This is a genomic window from Actinoplanes cyaneus, assembly GCF_016862095.1.
Taxonomy (GTDB): domain Bacteria; phylum Actinomycetota; class Actinomycetes; order Mycobacteriales; family Micromonosporaceae; genus Actinoplanes; species Actinoplanes cyaneus.
The window spans coordinates 18,501-34,002 of the sequence record NZ_BOMH01000072.1 but is presented as its reverse complement, the minus strand read 5'-3'; the positions used below and the strand labels follow the sequence as shown (position 1 = coordinate 34,002).

Sequence of the window (15,502 nt, the reverse complement as noted above, 5' to 3'; positions counted from 1 at the left end):
TCAACCGATGATCGGCCGGAACTGCCCGAGGGCGATCGTGAGAGCCAGGATGCCGGCCGGCACCAGGGCGCAGATGCCGAGCAACGCGAGATCGGCCCGGGTGAGGCGCTGCACCCGCGCGTGCGTCCGGGGAAGACCCGAGTCGAAACCGCGCGCGTCCATCGCCACCGCCAGCCGCACCCCGCGCCGCAGCGCGCCCACTAGCAGCGCGAACGCGGTCGAGGCGAAGACCGCCGGGTTGCGGCCGGTGTCGATGCCACGGGCGCGCCGGGCCAGGCCGAGCATCCGCCACTCCTGGCCGAGCAGTGGCAGCAGCCGGAACGCGGCGAGCGCGCCGATCGCGAATCGTTCCGGCGCGCGGGCGTTCTGCACCAGCGCGTCGGCCAGGTCGGTCGGATCGGTGGTGGTGAACACCACGATGCCGGGCAGCGCGACCGCGAAGATCCGCAGGATCAGCCCGGTCGCGCTCGCCAGCACGCCGGTGGTGACGTCCAGCGGCCCGGCCGCGAACAGCAGGTCGCCGGTGCGCTCGGCGGCGAACAGGACCATGCTGACCAGCACCCCGAACGCGGCGATCAGAAGCGGCCAGACGCGCCGCGCGAGCACACTCGGGCGCACCCCGAAGAACGGCAGCGCGATCAGCTCGACGGCGAGGGCGATCGCCGGGGTGACCGGGTCCAGCGTGACCACCAGCGGCAGGGTGAAGAGCAGTGCCGCGCCGAGCTTCGCGACCGGGTTGCGCCGTGCCAGCGGTGCCGTGGCAGGGCCCGGGGGAGAGGTCCGCTGATCGGTCACGGCGCGCCGATCGTCAAGGTCCGATCCGCGGCGGTACGGACGAAGTCCGCGTCGTGCGTGACCGCGACCACGCCGTGCCCCTCGTCGCGCAGCGCGCCGAGCAGCGTGACGAGCTCCCGCCACGTCCGGCGGTCCTGCCCGAACGTCGGCTCGTCCAGCACCAGCATCCGCGGCGCGGTGGCCAGCGCCGTCGCCACGCTCAGCCGTCGCGCCTCCCCGCCGGAGAGCGTGTACGGATTCGCCCCGGCCAGCTTCTCCAGCCGTAACCGGTGCAGCAGCTCGTCCACGATCTGCCGGACCTCGGCGGGCGGTTTGCGCAGCCGTCGCGGGCCCAGCGCCAGCTCGTCGGCGACCCGCCCGGTGACGAACTGGTGCTCGGGGTTCTGGAAGACCGAGCCGATCCGCTGTGTCAGGGTGCGGGCCCGCCAGCGGTGCGGTGGCCGCCTGTCCCCGAAACCGGACACGCGCCCGCCGCCCGGGGCGAGCAGACCGCCGAGCAGCAGCGCGAGCGTCGACTTGCCGGCGCCGTTGGGGCCGGTCACCGCCAGGACCTCGCCGGCCCGGACGGACAGCGACGTGGCGGGCAGGCGATCGGGGACGGCCGCGTGCTCCGCCCGTACCAACTCGGCGGTCGGCTCTTGATCGGAAGCGGTCCGCGGGGCCGCGGGAAGACCCGGCACCCAGACCCCCTCCTCGGCGAGCTCGTCGCCGTGGGCCGCGAAGATCGCCTCCGGCGGGCCGTCCGCGCGCACGCCGCCGCCCGGATGGATCACCACCACCCGGTCGACCAGCGGCAACGCGTCGGCGACCCGGTGCTCGACGACGATCAGCGTGGTGTCCGGGCCGGTCGCCCGCGCGACGGCGTCGCGGATCAGCGCGGCGCCGGCCGGGTCGAGGTTCGCGGTCGGCTCGTCGAGCAGCAGCAGGCCCGGGCGCAGCGCGATCACCCCGGCCAGGGCCAGGCGCTGGGCCTCGCCGCCGGAGAGCGCCGCTGTCGGGCGATCCGGCCGGTACGGAAATCCGACGCTCGCCAGCGCCTCGGTGACCCGCGGCCAGATCTCGGCGCGGGGCACCCCGCGGTTCTCCAGCCCGAACGCGACGTCGTCACCGGAGCGGGCCATCACCAGCTGCGTCTGCGGATCCTGGAACAGGATGCCGACCCGGTCGCGTGCCTTGCGCGGGTCGAGGCCGTCGATCTCGACGGTGCCCTCGGCCTCGCCCGAGTCCTCCGGCAGCAGCCCGGCCAGCGCGGCGAGCAGCGTGCTCTTGCCGGCGCCGGACGGACCGAGCAGGAGCACCCGCTCGCCGTGCCGGATCCGCAGGTCGAGCCCGCGGACCGCCCACGCGCGACGCCCCGCGTGCCGCCAGCCGAACCCCCTCAGCTGAACGTCACTCATCGGATCAGATCAGGGCCCGCTCCCGGCCGGCCTCGAACCGATCGAGGACGCCGGTCGGTGCCAGGGCCCGGACCAGCAGCCACGCGCCGGCGCCGGCGAGCACCGTGGCGCTGGCGACGGTGATCAGCGCGTACGGCACGCGGTAGCTCCACAGCTCGTAGGCGTAGGTCCAGACGAACCAGTCGAAGACCGCCGCCACCACCCCGGCCAGCGCGCCCGAGAGCATGCCCACCGGCAGCGTGAAGAGCCGGTAGCGGAACAGTGCGAACGCGAGCTCCGCGCCGAGACCCTGGGCCGCGCCCTGGAAGATCACCGTCGCGCCCCACTTGTTGCCCAGCAGCGCCGAGATGATGGCGGCGACCGTCTCGGTGAAGAACGCGGCGCCCGGCTTGCGGATGATCAGCGCGCTCAGCACGGCCGGCAGGAACCACATCCCGTAGAGGACGGTCTGCGCGGGCGGGAAGAACAGGAACGCGTTCTCGGTGGCGGCCCAGACGGCGTCCCAGGCCCAGAAGATCACGCCGAACGCGACGGCGATGACCGAGGCGATCACGATGTCTATCGTGCGCCAGCTGTTGTTTTTCATGGATGTGCCTCCCAGCGGGTACCGGGAGGAGACGCAATGGAGAAGAGACCGAACTTCCTGCGCTGGCATTACCCAGATCAGGTGCGAGGGTCTGCGGCCTTCACCGCACTCTCAGCGCTGCGCGCTCCCCTGTCGGACGGGACCACCCCACGACTCGCCCCGACGGGCGCGTCACGGGAAGACCCCGGTGCATGTGCTTCGATGACGCTAACACCGAGTCGTCTGATCGGCACAGGAGGGAGCTCACATGGAGGTCAAGGCCCGTGGCTTGACGTTCGAAGTGGCCGAGGGGGGTCCGGCCGACGGGCAGCCGGTGCTCCTGCTGCACGGGTTTCCGCAGGACCGCCGGGAGTTCGATCTCCTGCTGCCGCGCCTGCACACCGCGGGACTCCGGACGTACGTCATGGATCAGCGCGGATACTCGCCCGGCGCCCGTCCGTCCGGCGTCGCGTCGTACCGGATCGCCGAGCCCGTGGCCGACGCCGTGGCCGTGCTGGACACGCTCGGCATCGAGGCCGCGCACGTGGTCGGGCACGACTGGGGCGCGCAGGTCGCCTGGCTGCTCGCCGGCCGGCACCCGGAGCGGGTGCGCACGCTGACCGCGATCTCCGTCCCGCATCCACGGGCCATGCAGTTGGCGCTGCGGGTCCGGCCGACGCAGCAGGCGCGCCTCGCGTACTTCCAGGTGTTCCGCAGCGCGATCGCGGAGAGACTGCTGCTCGGCGGGGGTGCGCTGGTGATGCGCCGGATGCTCGGGCCGATCGGGCCGCGCGCCGACCTCTACGTCAAGGCGATGCGCGAGCCGGGCCGGTTGACCACCGCGCTGAACTGGTACCGGGCGTTCCGCACCGACGACGTCGCCGACCTGGGCCAGATCAGCGTGCCGACCACGTACGTCTGGAGCGACCGGGACGGGGTGGTCGGGCTGACCGCCGCCCTGCGGACCGCGGACTGGGTGAGTGGCGACTACCAGCTGGTCGCCATGCGCGGGGTCAGCCATTGGGTGCCTGAGCAGGCGCCCCGCGAGCTCGGCGACGCGATCCTGGCACGCATCGGCGTTTGATTATGGCTGCGGCGGGGAACGCCATCGGACCATGGCCTCCGAGAAATCACGCTCTCCGCAGGAGACCGAGAAACAACGCTGGGACCGGAACTTCGCCGACCTCCTGCAGGAGCTGCGCGTCGCACAGACCGGCGTGCAGATCCTCTTCGCCTTCCTGCTGACCCTGCCCTTCTCCAGTGGCTTCCCGCAAGCCACCGACTTCCAGAAGGACGTCTACATGGTGGCGCTGATCAGCGCGGCCTTCGCGACCGCGCTGATCATCTCCCCGGTGGCCTTCCACCGGGCGCTGTTCCGCCAGGGACGCAAGCCGGAGCTGGTCCGCTATTCACATCGGATGGCCACCGCCGGGCTGGGCTGCATGCTGGTGTCGATGGTCAGCAGCGTCCTGCTGATCACCGACTACGTGCTGCACGTGCGCTGGGCGGTGGTGCTGACCGTGATCGCCGCCGGCTGGTTCCTGACGTTCTGGGCGATCCTGCCGGTGACCCATCGCAACTGGGGCGACGACGACGACAAGGACGGGTTCGTCCTCGACGACGCGCCGTCCGACGCTCCGGTCAACTCCTGAGTGCGGCCCGGGCCTTGCGCAGCCCCAGCCGCTTGAGCTCCAGCTCGGCCAGGGCGTCGACGGCGGCCGGGTCACCGGCCCGCCAGCTCTGCGCGATGTCCGGGCCCAGCCGGGCCAGGTCGCTCAGCGGCTGGGAGGCCAGCGCCCGCAACGCCAGCAGGTCCCGGCCGGCCGGCTGATCGCGGACCGCGAGCGCGGTCGAGGCACGCCGGATCCAGCGCAGCCGCAGCGGCAGCCAGAGGAAGAGCACCAGCGCGAGCGGCACCGCGATCGCCATCAGCGGCAGGATCAGCGCCAGCTTGTCGACCAGTTCCTGCTGCTGGTGGCCGGCGTCGGCGAGCGACCGGGCGGCGTCCGCGGCGCCGTTGAACGGCTTGACGAGCTGGTCGCCGACCAGGGGCACCCGGCCGACCTTGCCGCCCGCGTCGGCCAGGTTGTCGGCGATGCCGCCGCCGGCGCTCTCCAGCTTCTGACCGGGAACGGCCAGCAGCAGCACCGTGTCGTGGACCCAGAGCGCGACCCGGATCCACAGATAGACCCAGACGACGACGAGGATGTCGGTGATCAGTTGGCGAATGGCGGTGGGCATCCGGTCCGCATAGAGCTTCACACGGGAAGCGTGGCAGCTAGCTCTTTTGCGCGCACTCCGGGCAGGTGCCGAAGATCTCCATCGTGTGCGAGACGTCGACGAAACCGTGCTCACCGGCCATCTTCTCGGCCCACGACTCGACCGCCGGGCCGAGCACCTCCACGGTGCGCCCGCAGGACCGGCACACCAGGTGGTGGTGATGACCCTGGCTGCACCGGCGGTAGAGATGCTCCCCGCCGGGCGGGCGCATCACGTCCACCTCACCGGTGTCGGCGAGCCCCTGCAGCGTGCGGTAGACGGTGGTCAGGCCGACGCGCTCGCCGCGGTCCCGCAGCATCGCGTGCAGGTCCTGAGCACTGTGGAAACCCTCGGTCTCGGCGAGCACGTCACGCACCGCGCTGCGCTGCTTGGTGTTGCGCTGGGCATTGCTTTCCGGGTTCACGATCGGTTCTCCCTCGCGTGGCTGACGGCGTCCGCGACGATGTGCGCGATGTGTTCGTCCACCAGGGAGTATGCGATCTCCCGCCCGCGCCGGACACCTCGCACCACGCCGGCGCCCCGCAACACCCGCAGGTGCTGCGAGACCAGCGGCTGCGGGGCGCCGAGCTGCGAGACCAGATCGTGCACGCAACGCTCGCCCGCGCCGAGCTCCGCGACGATGGCGATCCGGATCGGGGCGGACAACGCCCGCAGGAGCGCGCCGGCTGCCTCGTACGCTTCGTAACCGCTTGGCTTCTCAAGCATGCAGGACCACATCCGGGGGTTCGACGTGGGCGGCCGGCGTGGCCCGGCGACGGTGCCAGAGGGCGCCGGCCGCGGTGGTGAGCAGGAACGCGGCGAGCGCGATCAGGACCGTGGTGGCGCCCGGCGCGGTGTCGATCGAGCCGGCGAGCACCACTCCGGCGCCGGCCGCGCAGATCCCGATCAGCATGGCCACCGCCATCGTCGACCGGAATCCGCGGGTGATCTGCTGCGCGGCGGCGACCGGGACCACCATCAGGGCGGAGACCAGGAGCAATCCGACGGTACGCATGGCGATGGTCACGGTGATGGCGGTCGTCACGGCGAGAAGCAGATTGAGCGTACGGACCGGGAGTCCACTGACCCGCGCGTACTCCTCGTCGTTGCAGAGCGCGAACAGCGCGGGCCGGAACACCAGCATCGCGATCAGCACCGCGGCGCCCAGCCCCGCGATCACCGCGATGTCCGCCGGCGACGTGGTGATCAGCGAGCCGAACAGGTACTGCATGAGGCTGGCGTTGCTGGCGTCGTCGGAGAGCCCGACCAGCACCACGCCGCCCGCGATGCCGCCGTAGAAGAGCAGTGCCAGCGCCAGGTCGCCGGAGGTGCGCCCGCGCTCGCGGACCAGCTCCACGGCGACCGCGCCGGCCACCGACACCAGCACCGCGGTGAGCACCGGGGACTGGTGGGTGAGCAGGCCGACGCCGACACCGGTCAGCGCCACGTGCCCGATCCCGTCGCCGATCAGTGACAGGCGCCGCTGCACCAGGTAGATGCCGAGCGCCGGGGCGGCCAGGCCGATGATCAGCGCGCCGGCCAGCGCGCGCAGCATGAAGGGATACGTCAGAAGATCCATGTCAGTACGCCTTGGTCCCCTCGGTCGGCGCCCACTCGCAGATCGTGGCCTTCTCCTCGTCGGCGTGCGGGTGCACGTGGTCGTGGCCGGGCTCGGCGTGGTGGCCGGCCGGCTCCGGCGGCACGCCCTCGTGCGCGATCCGGCCCTGGTGCACCACCACGGCCCGGCCGATCAGCGGGCGCAGCGGCCCCAGCTCGTGCAGGACCAGCAGGATCGTCCCGCCGTTCGCGGCGAACTCGGTCAGCGCGCCGGCGAACGCCTCCTGGCTGGCCGCGTCCACCCCGGCGGTCGGCTCGTCCAGCACCAGCAGGTCCGGCTTGCCGGCCAGCGCCCGGGCGATCAGGGTGCGCTGCTGCTGGCCGCCGGAGAGGGTGCTGACCGGGTCACCGATCCGGTCCACCAGGCCGACCGCGGCCAGCGCCTCGTGGACCGCGGCGCGGTCGGCCGCACCGGGCGGCCGGAACATGCCACGCCTGGCCAGCCGCCCGGAGGCGACCACCTCGCCGACAGTGGCGGGGACGCCGCTGCCGGCGCCGAGGCGCTGCGGGACGTAGCCGACCCGTTCCCAGTGGCGGAACCGGCGCTGCGGTGTACCGAACAGCTCGATCTCTCCGCGGCGGACCGGGACCAGACCCAGGATCGTGCGGACCAGGGTGGACTTCCCGGAGCCGTTGGCGCCCAGAATCGCGACCACGTCACCGGAGGCGACGCTGAGGTCGACGTCCCGCAGGATCTCCCGGCCGTCGTAACCGGCCGCCAGGTGACGGACCTCGACAACACTCATGACGTGCACCCCAATGCCGTGGTCAGGGAAGCGAGGTTGGCCCGCATCACCGAGAAGTAGTCCGCGTCCGGGTCGATCAGGCCTTCGAGGGGATCGAGCACCGCTGTCGTCGCGCCGACCTCGCGCGCGATCGTCTCGGCGACCTTCGGGCTGACCAGGGTCTCGAAGAAGATGGTGGTGGTGCCGTGCGCCCGGGCGTCGGCGGCGACCTCGGCGAGGCGGCGCGGTGACGGCTCCGCCTCCGGGTCGACGCCGGTGATCCCGACCTGGGTCAGGTGGTAGCGCTCGGCCAGGTAGTGGAACGCGGTGTGACCGGTCACGAGCTCGCGCCGCTGACATGTCGAGAGCGCCGCGCTGAACTCCCCGTCCAGCTCGGTGAGCTGCTGGCGCAGGGTGGCGGCGCGGGCCCGGAAATCCGCGGCGTGCGGGGGATCGGCCAGGGCCAGGCGTTCCGCCACGGCGTCACCGATCGCGGCCAGGCGGGTCGGGTCGAGCCAGACGTGCGGGTCGGTGGCGCCGTGCTCGTGCCCGGACTCCTCCTCCGCCTCGTCGGCGTGTTCCAGGGTCACGGCGCTGCTCACGTCGAACCCCCGGGCGGCGGCGTTCTGCTCGATCGCGTCGTCGACGGCGGGCTGGAAGCCGTGCAGGTAGACGGCGACCTTCGCGTCCGAGATCCGGGCGACCTGGCGCGGGCTCAGCTCCACGTCGTGCGGCTCGGCGCCGGGCTTGGTCAGGTTGGTGACGGTGACCAGGTCGCCGCCGACCCGCTCACTGACGAACTGCAACGGGTAGAACGCGGCGACGACCGGGAGGCGGCCGCCGGCGTCCGCCCGCGTGGCGCAACCGCTGAGCGCGGCCATGACGGCCAGCACGAGCAGCGGGATCAGCGGGCGGCGCATCATGCCACCTACTGTCGTCGATAATGACAATGATTGTCAAAAGCGCATGGGTTCAGCGCGTGGTTCACAGGGTGGTCACAGCGCCTTGCTGACCACGGCGACCATCAGAAGGGTGAGCAGCACCACCCGGACCAGGCGGGTGATCGGCGACTGCACCGGCCAGGTGGTGAACGTCAGCGCGGCCAGCCCGGCGGCCAGCCCGGCCAGCAGCAGCGCGCCCACCACCCCGGGCAGGAACAGCCCGGCCATCAGCAGGACCAGCGCCACGATGAACGCGATGGTCGGGTTCACCCGGGCCAGTCGGCGCAGGAAAGGGTCGGGTGTGGTCACTGTGGCTCCCGTCGGCAGTGCGTACCCTCGTCACATGCTGGTGCTCAACCGCTTCGTCGTCCCGCCGGACACGCAGGACGGGTTCACCGAGCAGGCACACGCCGCGCTCGCCGCCCTCGCCGCCTGCCCCGGTTACCTCTCCGGCCGGCTCACCCGGGCGCTGGAGGACACCACCGCCTGGACCCTGGTGACCGAGTGGGAGTCCGTCGGAGCCTACCGCCGCGCGCTCGGCGCCTTCGACGTCAAGGTGCACGCGACGCCGCTGCTCGCGCGCTCGCTGGACGAGCCCTCCGCGTTCGAGACCCTGGCCGGCGCCGCACCCGGGGAAGCCGTCGTGATCACCGGCAGCGACCGGGCAGCCGAGCCGTGGCGCTGAAGATTAGGCTTGCCGCATGACCTACGGTCAACCGCCCATGCAGTACGCGCCGCCGCCGCCCCCGCAGGGGCCGCCGGGCATCTACGTGCCGCCGCCCCCGCCCGGTCCCGGCGTCCATCCGCCGTTCCCGGCGCCGCCCGTCGAGGGCCGGGGCCGTCGCATCGGGGCAGGGCTCGGCGTCGCCGGCGGCATCGTGGCGCTGATCTGCGGCGGCGGGCTGGCCGCGATCATCGGGCTCGGGCTCTCGCTGAACGGTTCGATCAACGAGCGGGCCCAGGCGGTGGTCTCCGACTACCTCGACGCGGTGAAGGCCGGGGACTACGACACGGCCTACGGGCACCTCTGCCGCAGCACGCGGGCGTTCGAGAGCCGCACCGAATTCCAGGCACGGGTCTCCCGGGAGGAGCCCTTCACGTCGTACACCATCGGCGATCTTGATCTGGCGACCGGTGAGGTGCCGGTCGACCTCACCTACGCCGGTGGCGACGTGAACCACACCGAGGCCCAGCTGGGGCAGAACCAGAGCACGGGCGAGTTCGAGGTGTGCTCTCTCGGGGAGTAACCTCGCTATTCGTCCTTTCGCTCACCGATACCCCCGCCGACACCCAGCCGGCGTAGGAGACTCATGCCTGCCGACCGCATCGATTCCGTTGTCAGCCTTGCCAAGCGCCGGGGCTTCGTCTTTCCCTCCAGCGAGATCTACGGAGGCACCCGCTCGGCATGGGACTACGGTCCGCTGGGCGTCGAACTGAAGGAGAACGTCCGCCGGCAGTGGTGGCGGACCATGGTCCAGCAGCGCGACGACATCGTCGGCCTGGACTCGGCCGTGATCCTGGCCAAGGACGTGTGGGCCGCGTCCGGTCACCTCGACGCGTTCGTCGACCCGCTGACCGAGTGCCAGTCCTGCCACAAGCGCTTCCGGGCCGACCACCTGGAGGAGGCGTATGAGGCGAAGCACGGCTCGCTGCCGTCGTCGCTGTCCGAGCTGAACTGCCCGAACTGCGGCAACAAGGGCACCTTCACCGAGCCGAAGATGTTCAACGGCCTGATGAAGACGTACCTCGGGCCGACCGAGAGCACCGAGGGCATGCACTACCTGCGCCCGGAGACGGCGCAGGGCATCTTCGTGAACTACGCGAACGTGGCGACCGCGGCCCGCAAGAAGCCGCCGTTCGGCATCGCGCAGGTCGGCAAGAGCTTCCGGAACGAGATCACGCCGGGCAACTTCATCTTCCGCACGCGTGAGTTCGAGCAGATGGAGATGGAGTTCTTCGTCGCGCCCGGCAGCGACGAGGAGTGGCACGAGTACTGGCTGCAGCAGCGCTGGGACTGGTACCGCGACCTGGGTCTCTCGGAGAGCAACCTGCGCTTCTACGAGCACCCGAAGGAGAAGCTGTCGCACTACTCGAAGCGGACCGTCGACATCGAGTACCGCTTCCAGTTCGGTGGCAGTGAGTTCGCCGAGCTCGAGGGCATCGCGAACCGCACCGACTTCGACCTGTCCACGCACTCGAAGCACTCCGGCGTCGACCTGTCCTACTTCGACCAGGAGAAGCAGGAGCGCTGGACGCCGTACGTGATCGAGCCGGCCGCCGGTCTCACCCGCGCGGTGCTGGCGTTCCTGCTCGAGGCGTACGACGAGGACGAGGCGCCGAACACCAAGGGCGGCGTCGACAAGCGCACCGTCATGCGGTTCGACCCGCGCCTGGCCCCGGTCAAGGTCGCGGTGCTGCCGCTGTCGCGCAACCCGGAGCTGTCGCCGAAGGCGCGTGAGCTCTCCGCGAACCTGCGCAAGCGCTGGATCGTCGAGTTCGACGACTCGCAGGCGATCGGGCGTCGCTACCGCCGGCAGGACGAGATCGGCACGCCGTTCTGCGTGACCGTGGACTTCGACACGCTGACCGACAACGCGGTCACCGTGCGGGACCGCGACACCATGAAGCAGGAGCGGGTCTCGCTCGACCAGATCGAGGACTACCTGATCAAGCGCCTTCCGGGTTGTTGATCGCTCGTCGGTGAAACCGGGCGCCCCCCACGGGACGCCCGGTTTCACTATGCTTGCCGATCTGTGAACATCAATCGAATTCTGGCGCCGTTGTGCGCGGCCCTGGCCGTCGCCGGCGTCCTCGCCGGTGCGGTGCTGACCCATTCGGCGCCTCCGGCACCACCGGCGCCCGCTCTCCCGGCCGCCGCGGCCGCCGCGGCCGGAGAACAGATCCGGGCGGTCAGCTGGAACATCTGCGGCGAGGCGGGCGGCGCCTTCGGCTCGTCGTCCTACTGCCCGAACCGGAACACCCCCGACCTCAAGGTCGACGCGGTCCTGCGACTGGTGACCGACCAGCAGCTCAACGTCGTCATGCTGCAGGAGGTCTGCTCCGGGCCCCTGGCGCTGAACCAGACGGCCGGCAACACCAGCCTGCTCGACCGACTCCAGGCCCGGCTCGGCACGGGATGGTCGACCGCCTGGGCCGAGATGCAGCGCCCGGACGGGCGTTCCGACTGCCGCGGGGGCCTGGCCGGAACACTCGGGGTCGCCATCGCCGTGCGCGGCACGATCACCCAGACCACCCGGCGGCCGCTGCCCGTGCCGCACCAGGCCCGCTCGTCCGCGACCGGGATCAGCTCACCGACCGTGCTCTGCGCCAAGGTGTCCGGCTGGTCCACCGAGGTCTGCACCACCCACCTGGTGAACAGCGACATCGGGGCGACCGCGTACGCCGAGGAGATCGCGACCCTGGGCACCTTCGTCCTCGACCGGCCGGCCGACGCGCCGCAGGTGGTGCTCGGCGGTGACTTCAACACCCGGCAGTGGAGCACCTACCTCAAGACGCTGCACGACAAGTACGACGAGTGCGACGAGAAGGCGTACGCCACCGGCGACCCGGTCCGCGAGCCGACGATCGGCGGCACCGACCCCGGGAAGATCGACTACATCTTCGCCAGCGCCGGCTTCACCGCGTGCGACGTGCTGACCACCGGTTACCAGGACACGCTGACCTCGTCCACCCCGGACGGCAACTCCGACCATGCCCCGATCGTGGGGATCACCAAGGCGCTCGCCTGATGCGGAAAGGTTCGTACATGACACAGAGCTCTCGGGGGCGGCGCCTGCTGGCAGCGGTGGCGTCGGTGCTCATCGGCGCGACCACGGTGGCGCTCGGCCCCGGCCGGGCGGAGGCCGCGGCGGCGTTCGCGCCCATCGACGCGTCGTCGTTCGTGCTCGACCCGGCGGACAGCTTCCAGCGGTACGGCGACATCGTCAGCCGGATCGAGGCGAGCGGGAAGGTCACCCCAGCGGCGTCGCTGAGCGCGGCCATCGACGGCCCGCAGGACTTCACGCCGACCTGGGGCCTGTGCCACTCCAGCGGCATCGTGTCGACGCTGAACCCGACCGGCTTCTGCTGGGACGCCGATGACGACGACTGGGCCTCGGGCTGGCGCCCGCAGGGCATCACCGGCTCGTGGGACGCCCAGCCGAACCTGATCTGGGAGAACCGGAAGATCGCCGTGGCCAGCTGGCACGGCCCGCAGGACAGCAACGCGTTCTCCCGCCTCACGTTCGTCGACTACACCAGCACCGCCAAGCTCAAGTTCCGCGACGTGCTCCTCGTCGTCCCGGACTCCACCGGCGGGGTGGACAACTTCCGGACCTTCGACTGGAACCACGCCGACGGCGTCGTCTGGTACGGCAACACGCTGCTGGTGGCCGACGGCGGCCGGCTCCACGCGTTCAGCCTGCGTCACCTCTGGGCCATGACCCGCTCCGAGGAGGAGGTCGGCTTCGGCGCCGACGGGTCGAAGGCGCCCAGCGGCCGCTGGCACCGGTACGTGCTGCCGCAGATCGGCGAGTACTACCCGGAGTACACGCCGACCGGTGGCTACGTCGGGTGCTCGTCGATCACCGGCGTCCGCCCCTGCCTCAACGCGATCAGCCTCGACCGCCGGGGCAGCAACCGCGACTCGATGGTCTCCGCCGAGTACGTGGGGACCGACGCGGCCGGTGGCCGCGCCATCCGCTGGCCGATGAGCTCGGCGACCGCGTTGCCGCTGCTCAGCGCGGACGGCAAGGTGCACGCGGACGAGGCTTTCGTGTCGCCGATCTGGCACATGCAGGGGGTGGCCAGCGACGGCACGAACTGGTTCCTCTCCGGCACCTGCGCGGGTGGCAGCGGGACCTGCGTCCACAAGGCGGTCCCCGGCCAGGCGCCGCACCAGAAGGCGCAGGTCTACGGCGGGCTGGAGAACCTGTCCTACCAGCCGTCCTACAACGGGTCGGCGCCGCGGCTGTGGGGCCTGACCGAGGGCGACAACCGGATCACCTTCAACATCAGCATTCCCTAGAAATCGAAACCGCCCGGGCGGCCGTTGCGGTCGGCGATCAGGCCGGCCAGCACCGCCACTGCGATCTCCGCGGGGGTCCGGCTGCCGATGTTCAGGCCGACCGGGCGGTGCACGCGGGCGATCTTCTCGCCCGGCACGTCCCGATCACGAAGGGCCGCCACGTGCGGCCCTTCGTGGCGTGGGTTCCCGACGATCCCGATCCAGCGCGACCTCCCGGCCAGCGCTTCCTCGAGCAGGGCGCCGATCTCCGGCCGGTGGTGGTCGGTCAGCAGGATGTCGGTGTGCTCGTCGGCCCCGGCCGCCCCGAGGTCGCTGACCAGCCGGTCGCCGTGCGGCCGTGGGGTGCCCCCGAGCTGTGCCGGATCCGGCTCGACGACCACGACCTGGAAGCCCAGCTCGATCCCGAAACGGCTCAGCATCTCCGCGACCGGCGAGGCGAACACGGCCACCAGCCTGCGCGGACCCATCTGCTCAGTCACGCCGTCGACTCTGTCAGATGCAAGCGGATCATGCACCCGTTCAGGTGACGCGGGACATCTAGCCCCGCGCCTATAGTGCTCCAGAGAGTGAACACCCCTTCGCCGGTCGTCCGACCGGCTACTCTTCACCCCTGGAGGCATGATGCCCACCCTGGAGGAGCGCATGAATGAGCAGGAAAAGCTCCGCGCCAGCCAAGATCGCGACCTGGCCGATATCGGCGAGAAGCTGAAGGCTCAGGACGGGCTGCTCAAAGGTCTCGCGAAGACTCAATCCGAGCACACCGCGACCCTCGCCGTTCACACCGCGACCCTTGAGCGGCACACCGCGATCCTCGACCGGCACACGACGACCCTCGACCGGCACACCGCGATGCTCAAGAACCAGGAGACCGAGATCGCATGGATCCGGCTTGACATGAGCGGCCTCAAGGACTCAGTGCAGGCGATGACCGGGATGCTGCACACGTTGATCGAGCGGGGCGATCAGCAGTAAGCGGACGGGCGATTCGAGGTTGCCGGGCCGGGCGTGTCACCCTGGAGCGCGTGACCGCACCGCTCATGCTCGGCAACCACGCCGTCAACCCGCCTGTCGTCCTCGCCCCGATGGCGGGGATCACCAACGTGGCGTTCCGGCGGCTCTGCCGGGAGCAGGGCGGCGGCGTCTACGTCTGCGAGATGATCACCACGCGGGCGCTGGTCGAGCGGATCCCGAAGACGCTGAAAATGATCGCGTTCGCCGAGGACGAGGGTTTCCGCAGCCTGCAGCTCTACGGCGTGGACCCGGATGTCACTGCCGCTGCGGTCCGGATGGTCGGCGAGCGGAACCTGGCCGATCACGTCGACCTGAACTTCGGCTGCCCGGTGCCGAAGGTGACCCGCCGTGGTGGCGGTTCGGCGCTGCCGTGGCGGCGGAAACTGTTCGGTCGCATCGTGCGGCAGGCCGTCGACGCCGCCGCCGAGTTCGGCATCCCGCTCACCATCAAGATGCGCAAAGGCATCGACGAGGACCATTTGACGTACGTCGAGGCCGGCCTGACCGCGCAGGACGCCGGCGTCGCCGCCGTGGCGCTGCACGCGCGCACCGCCGAGCAGCGGTATTCGGGCCAGGCCGACTGGGACGCGATCGCCACCCTCAAGCAGGCCCTGGACGTGCCGGTGCTGGGCAACGGCGACATCTGGGAAGGCTCGGACGCGTTGCGGATGGTCGCGCACACCGGCGTCGACGGCGTGGTCGTCGGCCGTGGCTGCCTGGGCCGCCCGTGGCTCTTCGCCGACCTGGAGGCCGCGTTCACCAAGGGCGGCGACTACCAGCCGGTGCTGCCGTCCCTGGGCGAGGTCGCGAAGATCATGTCCCGGCACGCCCAGTTGCTGGTCGAGGCCCTGGAGGACGAGCGGCACGGCTGCGCCGACTTCCGCAAGCACGTCGCGTGGTATCTGAAGGGCTTCCCGGTCGGCGGTGACCTGCGCCGCAGCCTCGCGATGATCTCGTCGCTCGCCGAGCTCGACGACCTGCTCGGCAAGCTGGACCCGGCGATCCCGTTCCCGGTCGAGTCCCTGGGCCAGCCCCGGGGCCGCATCAACGCCCCGGGCAAGGTCTCGCTGCCGCACGGCTGGCTCGATTCCCGCGACGACGACACCGTCCCGGAGGGCGCCGAAACCGACGAGTCCGGCGGCTGAGGCCTGAGCTTGATGGCTTCG

General features: G+C 71.2%; 20 protein-coding genes and 1 riboswitch. Of the genes, 9 read left to right on the top strand and 11 right to left on the bottom strand.

All coding sequences use genetic code 11. The annotated features are described in order from the left end of the window. From Acy02nite_RS40065 to Acy02nite_RS40055, 3 genes are read right to left on the bottom strand one after another with little or no spacing between them, the layout of a single operon-like run. Positions 1-795: an energy-coupling factor transporter transmembrane component T family protein gene (locus Acy02nite_RS40065; RefSeq protein ID WP_203753690.1), complete on the bottom strand. Its 795-nt coding sequence runs from the start codon at positions 793-795 to the stop codon at positions 1-3. Next, positions 792-2,192 carry an ABC transporter ATP-binding protein gene (locus Acy02nite_RS40060; RefSeq protein ID WP_203753687.1) on the bottom strand — a complete coding sequence of 467 codons (1,401 nt, stop codon included), beginning with the start codon at positions 2,190-2,192 and terminating at the stop codon, positions 792-794. Before Acy02nite_RS40060 ends, Acy02nite_RS40065 begins: the two co-directional genes overlap by 4 nt. 4 nt (positions 2,193-2,196) lie before the next feature. Then, entirely contained in the window at positions 2,197-2,778 is a 582-nt protein-coding gene (locus Acy02nite_RS40055) for an ECF transporter S component (protein WP_203753684.1), read from the bottom strand. 36 nt (positions 2,779-2,814) lie between these two features. Next, a riboswitch (TPP riboswitch) is annotated at positions 2,815-2,919 on the bottom strand. Between the two features lie 106 nt (positions 2,920-3,025). On the opposite strand from Acy02nite_RS40055, the gene Acy02nite_RS40050 reads away from it, so the two are divergent. Together Acy02nite_RS40050 and Acy02nite_RS40045 are read left to right on the top strand one after the other, a co-directional pair. Continuing rightward, positions 3,026-3,841 carry an alpha/beta fold hydrolase gene (locus tag Acy02nite_RS40050; RefSeq protein WP_203753681.1) on the top strand — a complete coding sequence of 272 codons (816 nt, stop codon included), beginning with the start codon at positions 3,026-3,028 and terminating at the stop codon, positions 3,839-3,841. A gap of 31 nt (positions 3,842-3,872) precedes the next feature. Further along, complete coding sequence (locus Acy02nite_RS40045; RefSeq protein WP_203753678.1) at positions 3,873-4,409, top strand: DUF6328 family protein; 537 nt, start codon at positions 3,873-3,875, stop codon at positions 4,407-4,409. Here the strand turns inward: Acy02nite_RS40045 and Acy02nite_RS40040 are convergent. From Acy02nite_RS40040 to Acy02nite_RS40010, 7 genes are all read right to left on the bottom strand, one after another. Continuing rightward, positions 4,399-5,019: a hypothetical protein gene (locus Acy02nite_RS40040; protein ID WP_203753675.1), complete on the bottom strand. Its 621-nt coding sequence runs from the start codon at positions 5,017-5,019 to the stop codon at positions 4,399-4,401. The two genes, Acy02nite_RS40045 and Acy02nite_RS40040, sit on opposite strands and share 11 nt — an antisense overlap. 16 nt (positions 5,020-5,035) lie before the next feature. After that, on the bottom strand, positions 5,036-5,440 hold the full coding sequence (locus Acy02nite_RS40035) for a Fur family transcriptional regulator (protein WP_203753672.1): 405 nt from the start codon (positions 5,438-5,440) through the stop codon (positions 5,036-5,038). Beyond that, the gene (locus Acy02nite_RS40030) at positions 5,437-5,742 is read right to left on the bottom strand and encodes an ArsR/SmtB family transcription factor (protein ID WP_203753669.1); all 306 of its coding nucleotides are present in this window, start codon (positions 5,740-5,742) and stop codon (positions 5,437-5,439) included. The genes Acy02nite_RS40035 and Acy02nite_RS40030 overlap by 4 nt, the downstream gene beginning before the upstream one ends. Further along, positions 5,735-6,595, bottom strand: a complete 861-nt coding sequence (locus tag Acy02nite_RS40025) for a metal ABC transporter permease (protein ID WP_203753666.1) — start codon at positions 6,593-6,595, stop codon at positions 5,735-5,737. The genes Acy02nite_RS40030 and Acy02nite_RS40025 overlap by 8 nt, the downstream gene beginning before the upstream one ends. Position 6,596: 1 nt before the next feature. Then, complete coding sequence (locus tag Acy02nite_RS40020; protein WP_203753663.1) at positions 6,597-7,379, bottom strand: metal ABC transporter ATP-binding protein; 783 nt, start codon at positions 7,377-7,379, stop codon at positions 6,597-6,599. Then, positions 7,376-8,281 (bottom strand): metal ABC transporter substrate-binding protein, encoded by a 906-nt coding sequence (locus Acy02nite_RS40015; RefSeq protein ID WP_203753661.1) that lies wholly within the window; start codon positions 8,279-8,281, stop codon positions 7,376-7,378. Before Acy02nite_RS40015 ends, Acy02nite_RS40020 begins: the two co-directional genes overlap by 4 nt. Positions 8,282-8,353: 72 nt before the next feature. Beyond that, a complete protein-coding gene (locus Acy02nite_RS40010) occupies positions 8,354-8,608 on the bottom strand; it encodes a DUF6703 family protein (protein WP_203753658.1) in 255 nt (84 codons plus the stop codon). 34 nt (positions 8,609-8,642) lie between these two features. On the opposite strand from Acy02nite_RS40010, the gene Acy02nite_RS40005 reads away from it, so the two are divergent. The 5 genes from Acy02nite_RS40005 to Acy02nite_RS39985 all read left to right on the top strand — a co-directional run bounded on the left by Acy02nite_RS40005 (position 8,643) and on the right by Acy02nite_RS39985 (position 13,325). Then, positions 8,643-8,984 (top strand): antibiotic biosynthesis monooxygenase family protein, encoded by a 342-nt coding sequence (locus tag Acy02nite_RS40005; protein WP_203753655.1) that lies wholly within the window; start codon positions 8,643-8,645, stop codon positions 8,982-8,984. Between the two features lie 16 nt (positions 8,985-9,000). After that, positions 9,001-9,546, top strand: coding sequence for an Rv0361 family membrane protein (locus tag Acy02nite_RS40000; protein ID WP_203753653.1), 546 nt, complete (start codon positions 9,001-9,003; stop codon positions 9,544-9,546). Between the two features lie 63 nt (positions 9,547-9,609). Beyond that, positions 9,610-10,989 carry a glycine--tRNA ligase gene (locus tag Acy02nite_RS39995; protein WP_203753651.1) on the top strand — a complete coding sequence of 460 codons (1,380 nt, stop codon included), beginning with the start codon at positions 9,610-9,612 and terminating at the stop codon, positions 10,987-10,989. Between the two features lie 63 nt (positions 10,990-11,052). Beyond that, positions 11,053-12,048, top strand: coding sequence for an endonuclease/exonuclease/phosphatase family protein (locus Acy02nite_RS39990; protein ID WP_203753649.1), 996 nt, complete (start codon positions 11,053-11,055; stop codon positions 12,046-12,048). A 17-nt stretch (positions 12,049-12,065) separates the two neighbouring features. Next, positions 12,066-13,325: a hypothetical protein gene (locus tag Acy02nite_RS39985; protein WP_203753647.1), complete on the top strand. Its 1,260-nt coding sequence runs from the start codon at positions 12,066-12,068 to the stop codon at positions 13,323-13,325. On the opposite strand, the gene Acy02nite_RS39980 is transcribed toward Acy02nite_RS39985, so the two are convergent. Further along, positions 13,322-13,804 (bottom strand): XdhC family protein, encoded by a 483-nt coding sequence (locus Acy02nite_RS39980; RefSeq protein ID WP_239175676.1) that lies wholly within the window; start codon positions 13,802-13,804, stop codon positions 13,322-13,324. The two genes, Acy02nite_RS39985 and Acy02nite_RS39980, sit on opposite strands and share 4 nt — an antisense overlap. Positions 13,805-13,943: 139 nt before the next feature. Here Acy02nite_RS39980 and Acy02nite_RS39975 point away from each other — a divergent pair, with 139 nt between their 5' ends. Continuing rightward, positions 13,944-14,297 (top strand): hypothetical protein, encoded by a 354-nt coding sequence (locus Acy02nite_RS39975; RefSeq protein ID WP_203753646.1) that lies wholly within the window; start codon positions 13,944-13,946, stop codon positions 14,295-14,297. A 65-nt stretch (positions 14,298-14,362) separates the two neighbouring features. Then, a complete protein-coding gene (gene dusB, locus Acy02nite_RS39970) occupies positions 14,363-15,481 on the top strand; it encodes a tRNA dihydrouridine synthase DusB (protein WP_203753854.1) in 1,119 nt (372 codons plus the stop codon). Positions 15,482-15,502: the final 21 nt, after the last annotated feature.

Coding starts and splice junctions, on each gene's coding strand:
- Acy02nite_RS40060 (WP_203753687.1), bottom strand. CDS start 2,192: ATGAGTGACGTTCAGCTGAGGGGGTTCGGCTGGCGGCACGCGGGGCGT.
- Acy02nite_RS40055 (WP_203753684.1), bottom strand. CDS start 2,778: ATGAAAAACAACAGCTGGCGCACGATAGACATCGTGATCGCCTCGGTC.
- Acy02nite_RS40050 (WP_203753681.1), top strand. CDS start 3,026: ATGGAGGTCAAGGCCCGTGGCTTGACGTTCGAAGTGGCCGAGGGGGGT.
- Acy02nite_RS40045 (WP_203753678.1), top strand. CDS start 3,873: ATGGCCTCCGAGAAATCACGCTCTCCGCAGGAGACCGAGAAACAACGC.
- Acy02nite_RS40030 (WP_203753669.1), bottom strand. CDS start 5,742: ATGCTTGAGAAGCCAAGCGGTTACGAAGCGTACGAGGCAGCCGGCGCG.
- Acy02nite_RS40025 (WP_203753666.1), bottom strand. CDS start 6,595: ATGGATCTTCTGACGTATCCCTTCATGCTGCGCGCGCTGGCCGGCGCG.
- Acy02nite_RS40020 (WP_203753663.1), bottom strand. CDS start 7,379: ATGAGTGTTGTCGAGGTCCGTCACCTGGCGGCCGGTTACGACGGCCGG.
- Acy02nite_RS40015 (WP_203753661.1), bottom strand. CDS start 8,281: ATGATGCGCCGCCCGCTGATCCCGCTGCTCGTGCTGGCCGTCATGGCC.
- Acy02nite_RS40005 (WP_203753655.1), top strand. CDS start 8,643: ATGCTGGTGCTCAACCGCTTCGTCGTCCCGCCGGACACGCAGGACGGG.
- Acy02nite_RS40000 (WP_203753653.1), top strand. CDS start 9,001: ATGACCTACGGTCAACCGCCCATGCAGTACGCGCCGCCGCCGCCCCCG.
- Acy02nite_RS39995 (WP_203753651.1), top strand. CDS start 9,610: ATGCCTGCCGACCGCATCGATTCCGTTGTCAGCCTTGCCAAGCGCCGG.
- Acy02nite_RS39985 (WP_203753647.1), top strand. CDS start 12,066: ATGACACAGAGCTCTCGGGGGCGGCGCCTGCTGGCAGCGGTGGCGTCG.
- Acy02nite_RS39975 (WP_203753646.1), top strand. CDS start 13,944: ATGATGCCCACCCTGGAGGAGCGCATGAATGAGCAGGAAAAGCTCCGC.
- dusB (WP_203753854.1), top strand. CDS start 14,363: ATGCTCGGCAACCACGCCGTCAACCCGCCTGTCGTCCTCGCCCCGATG.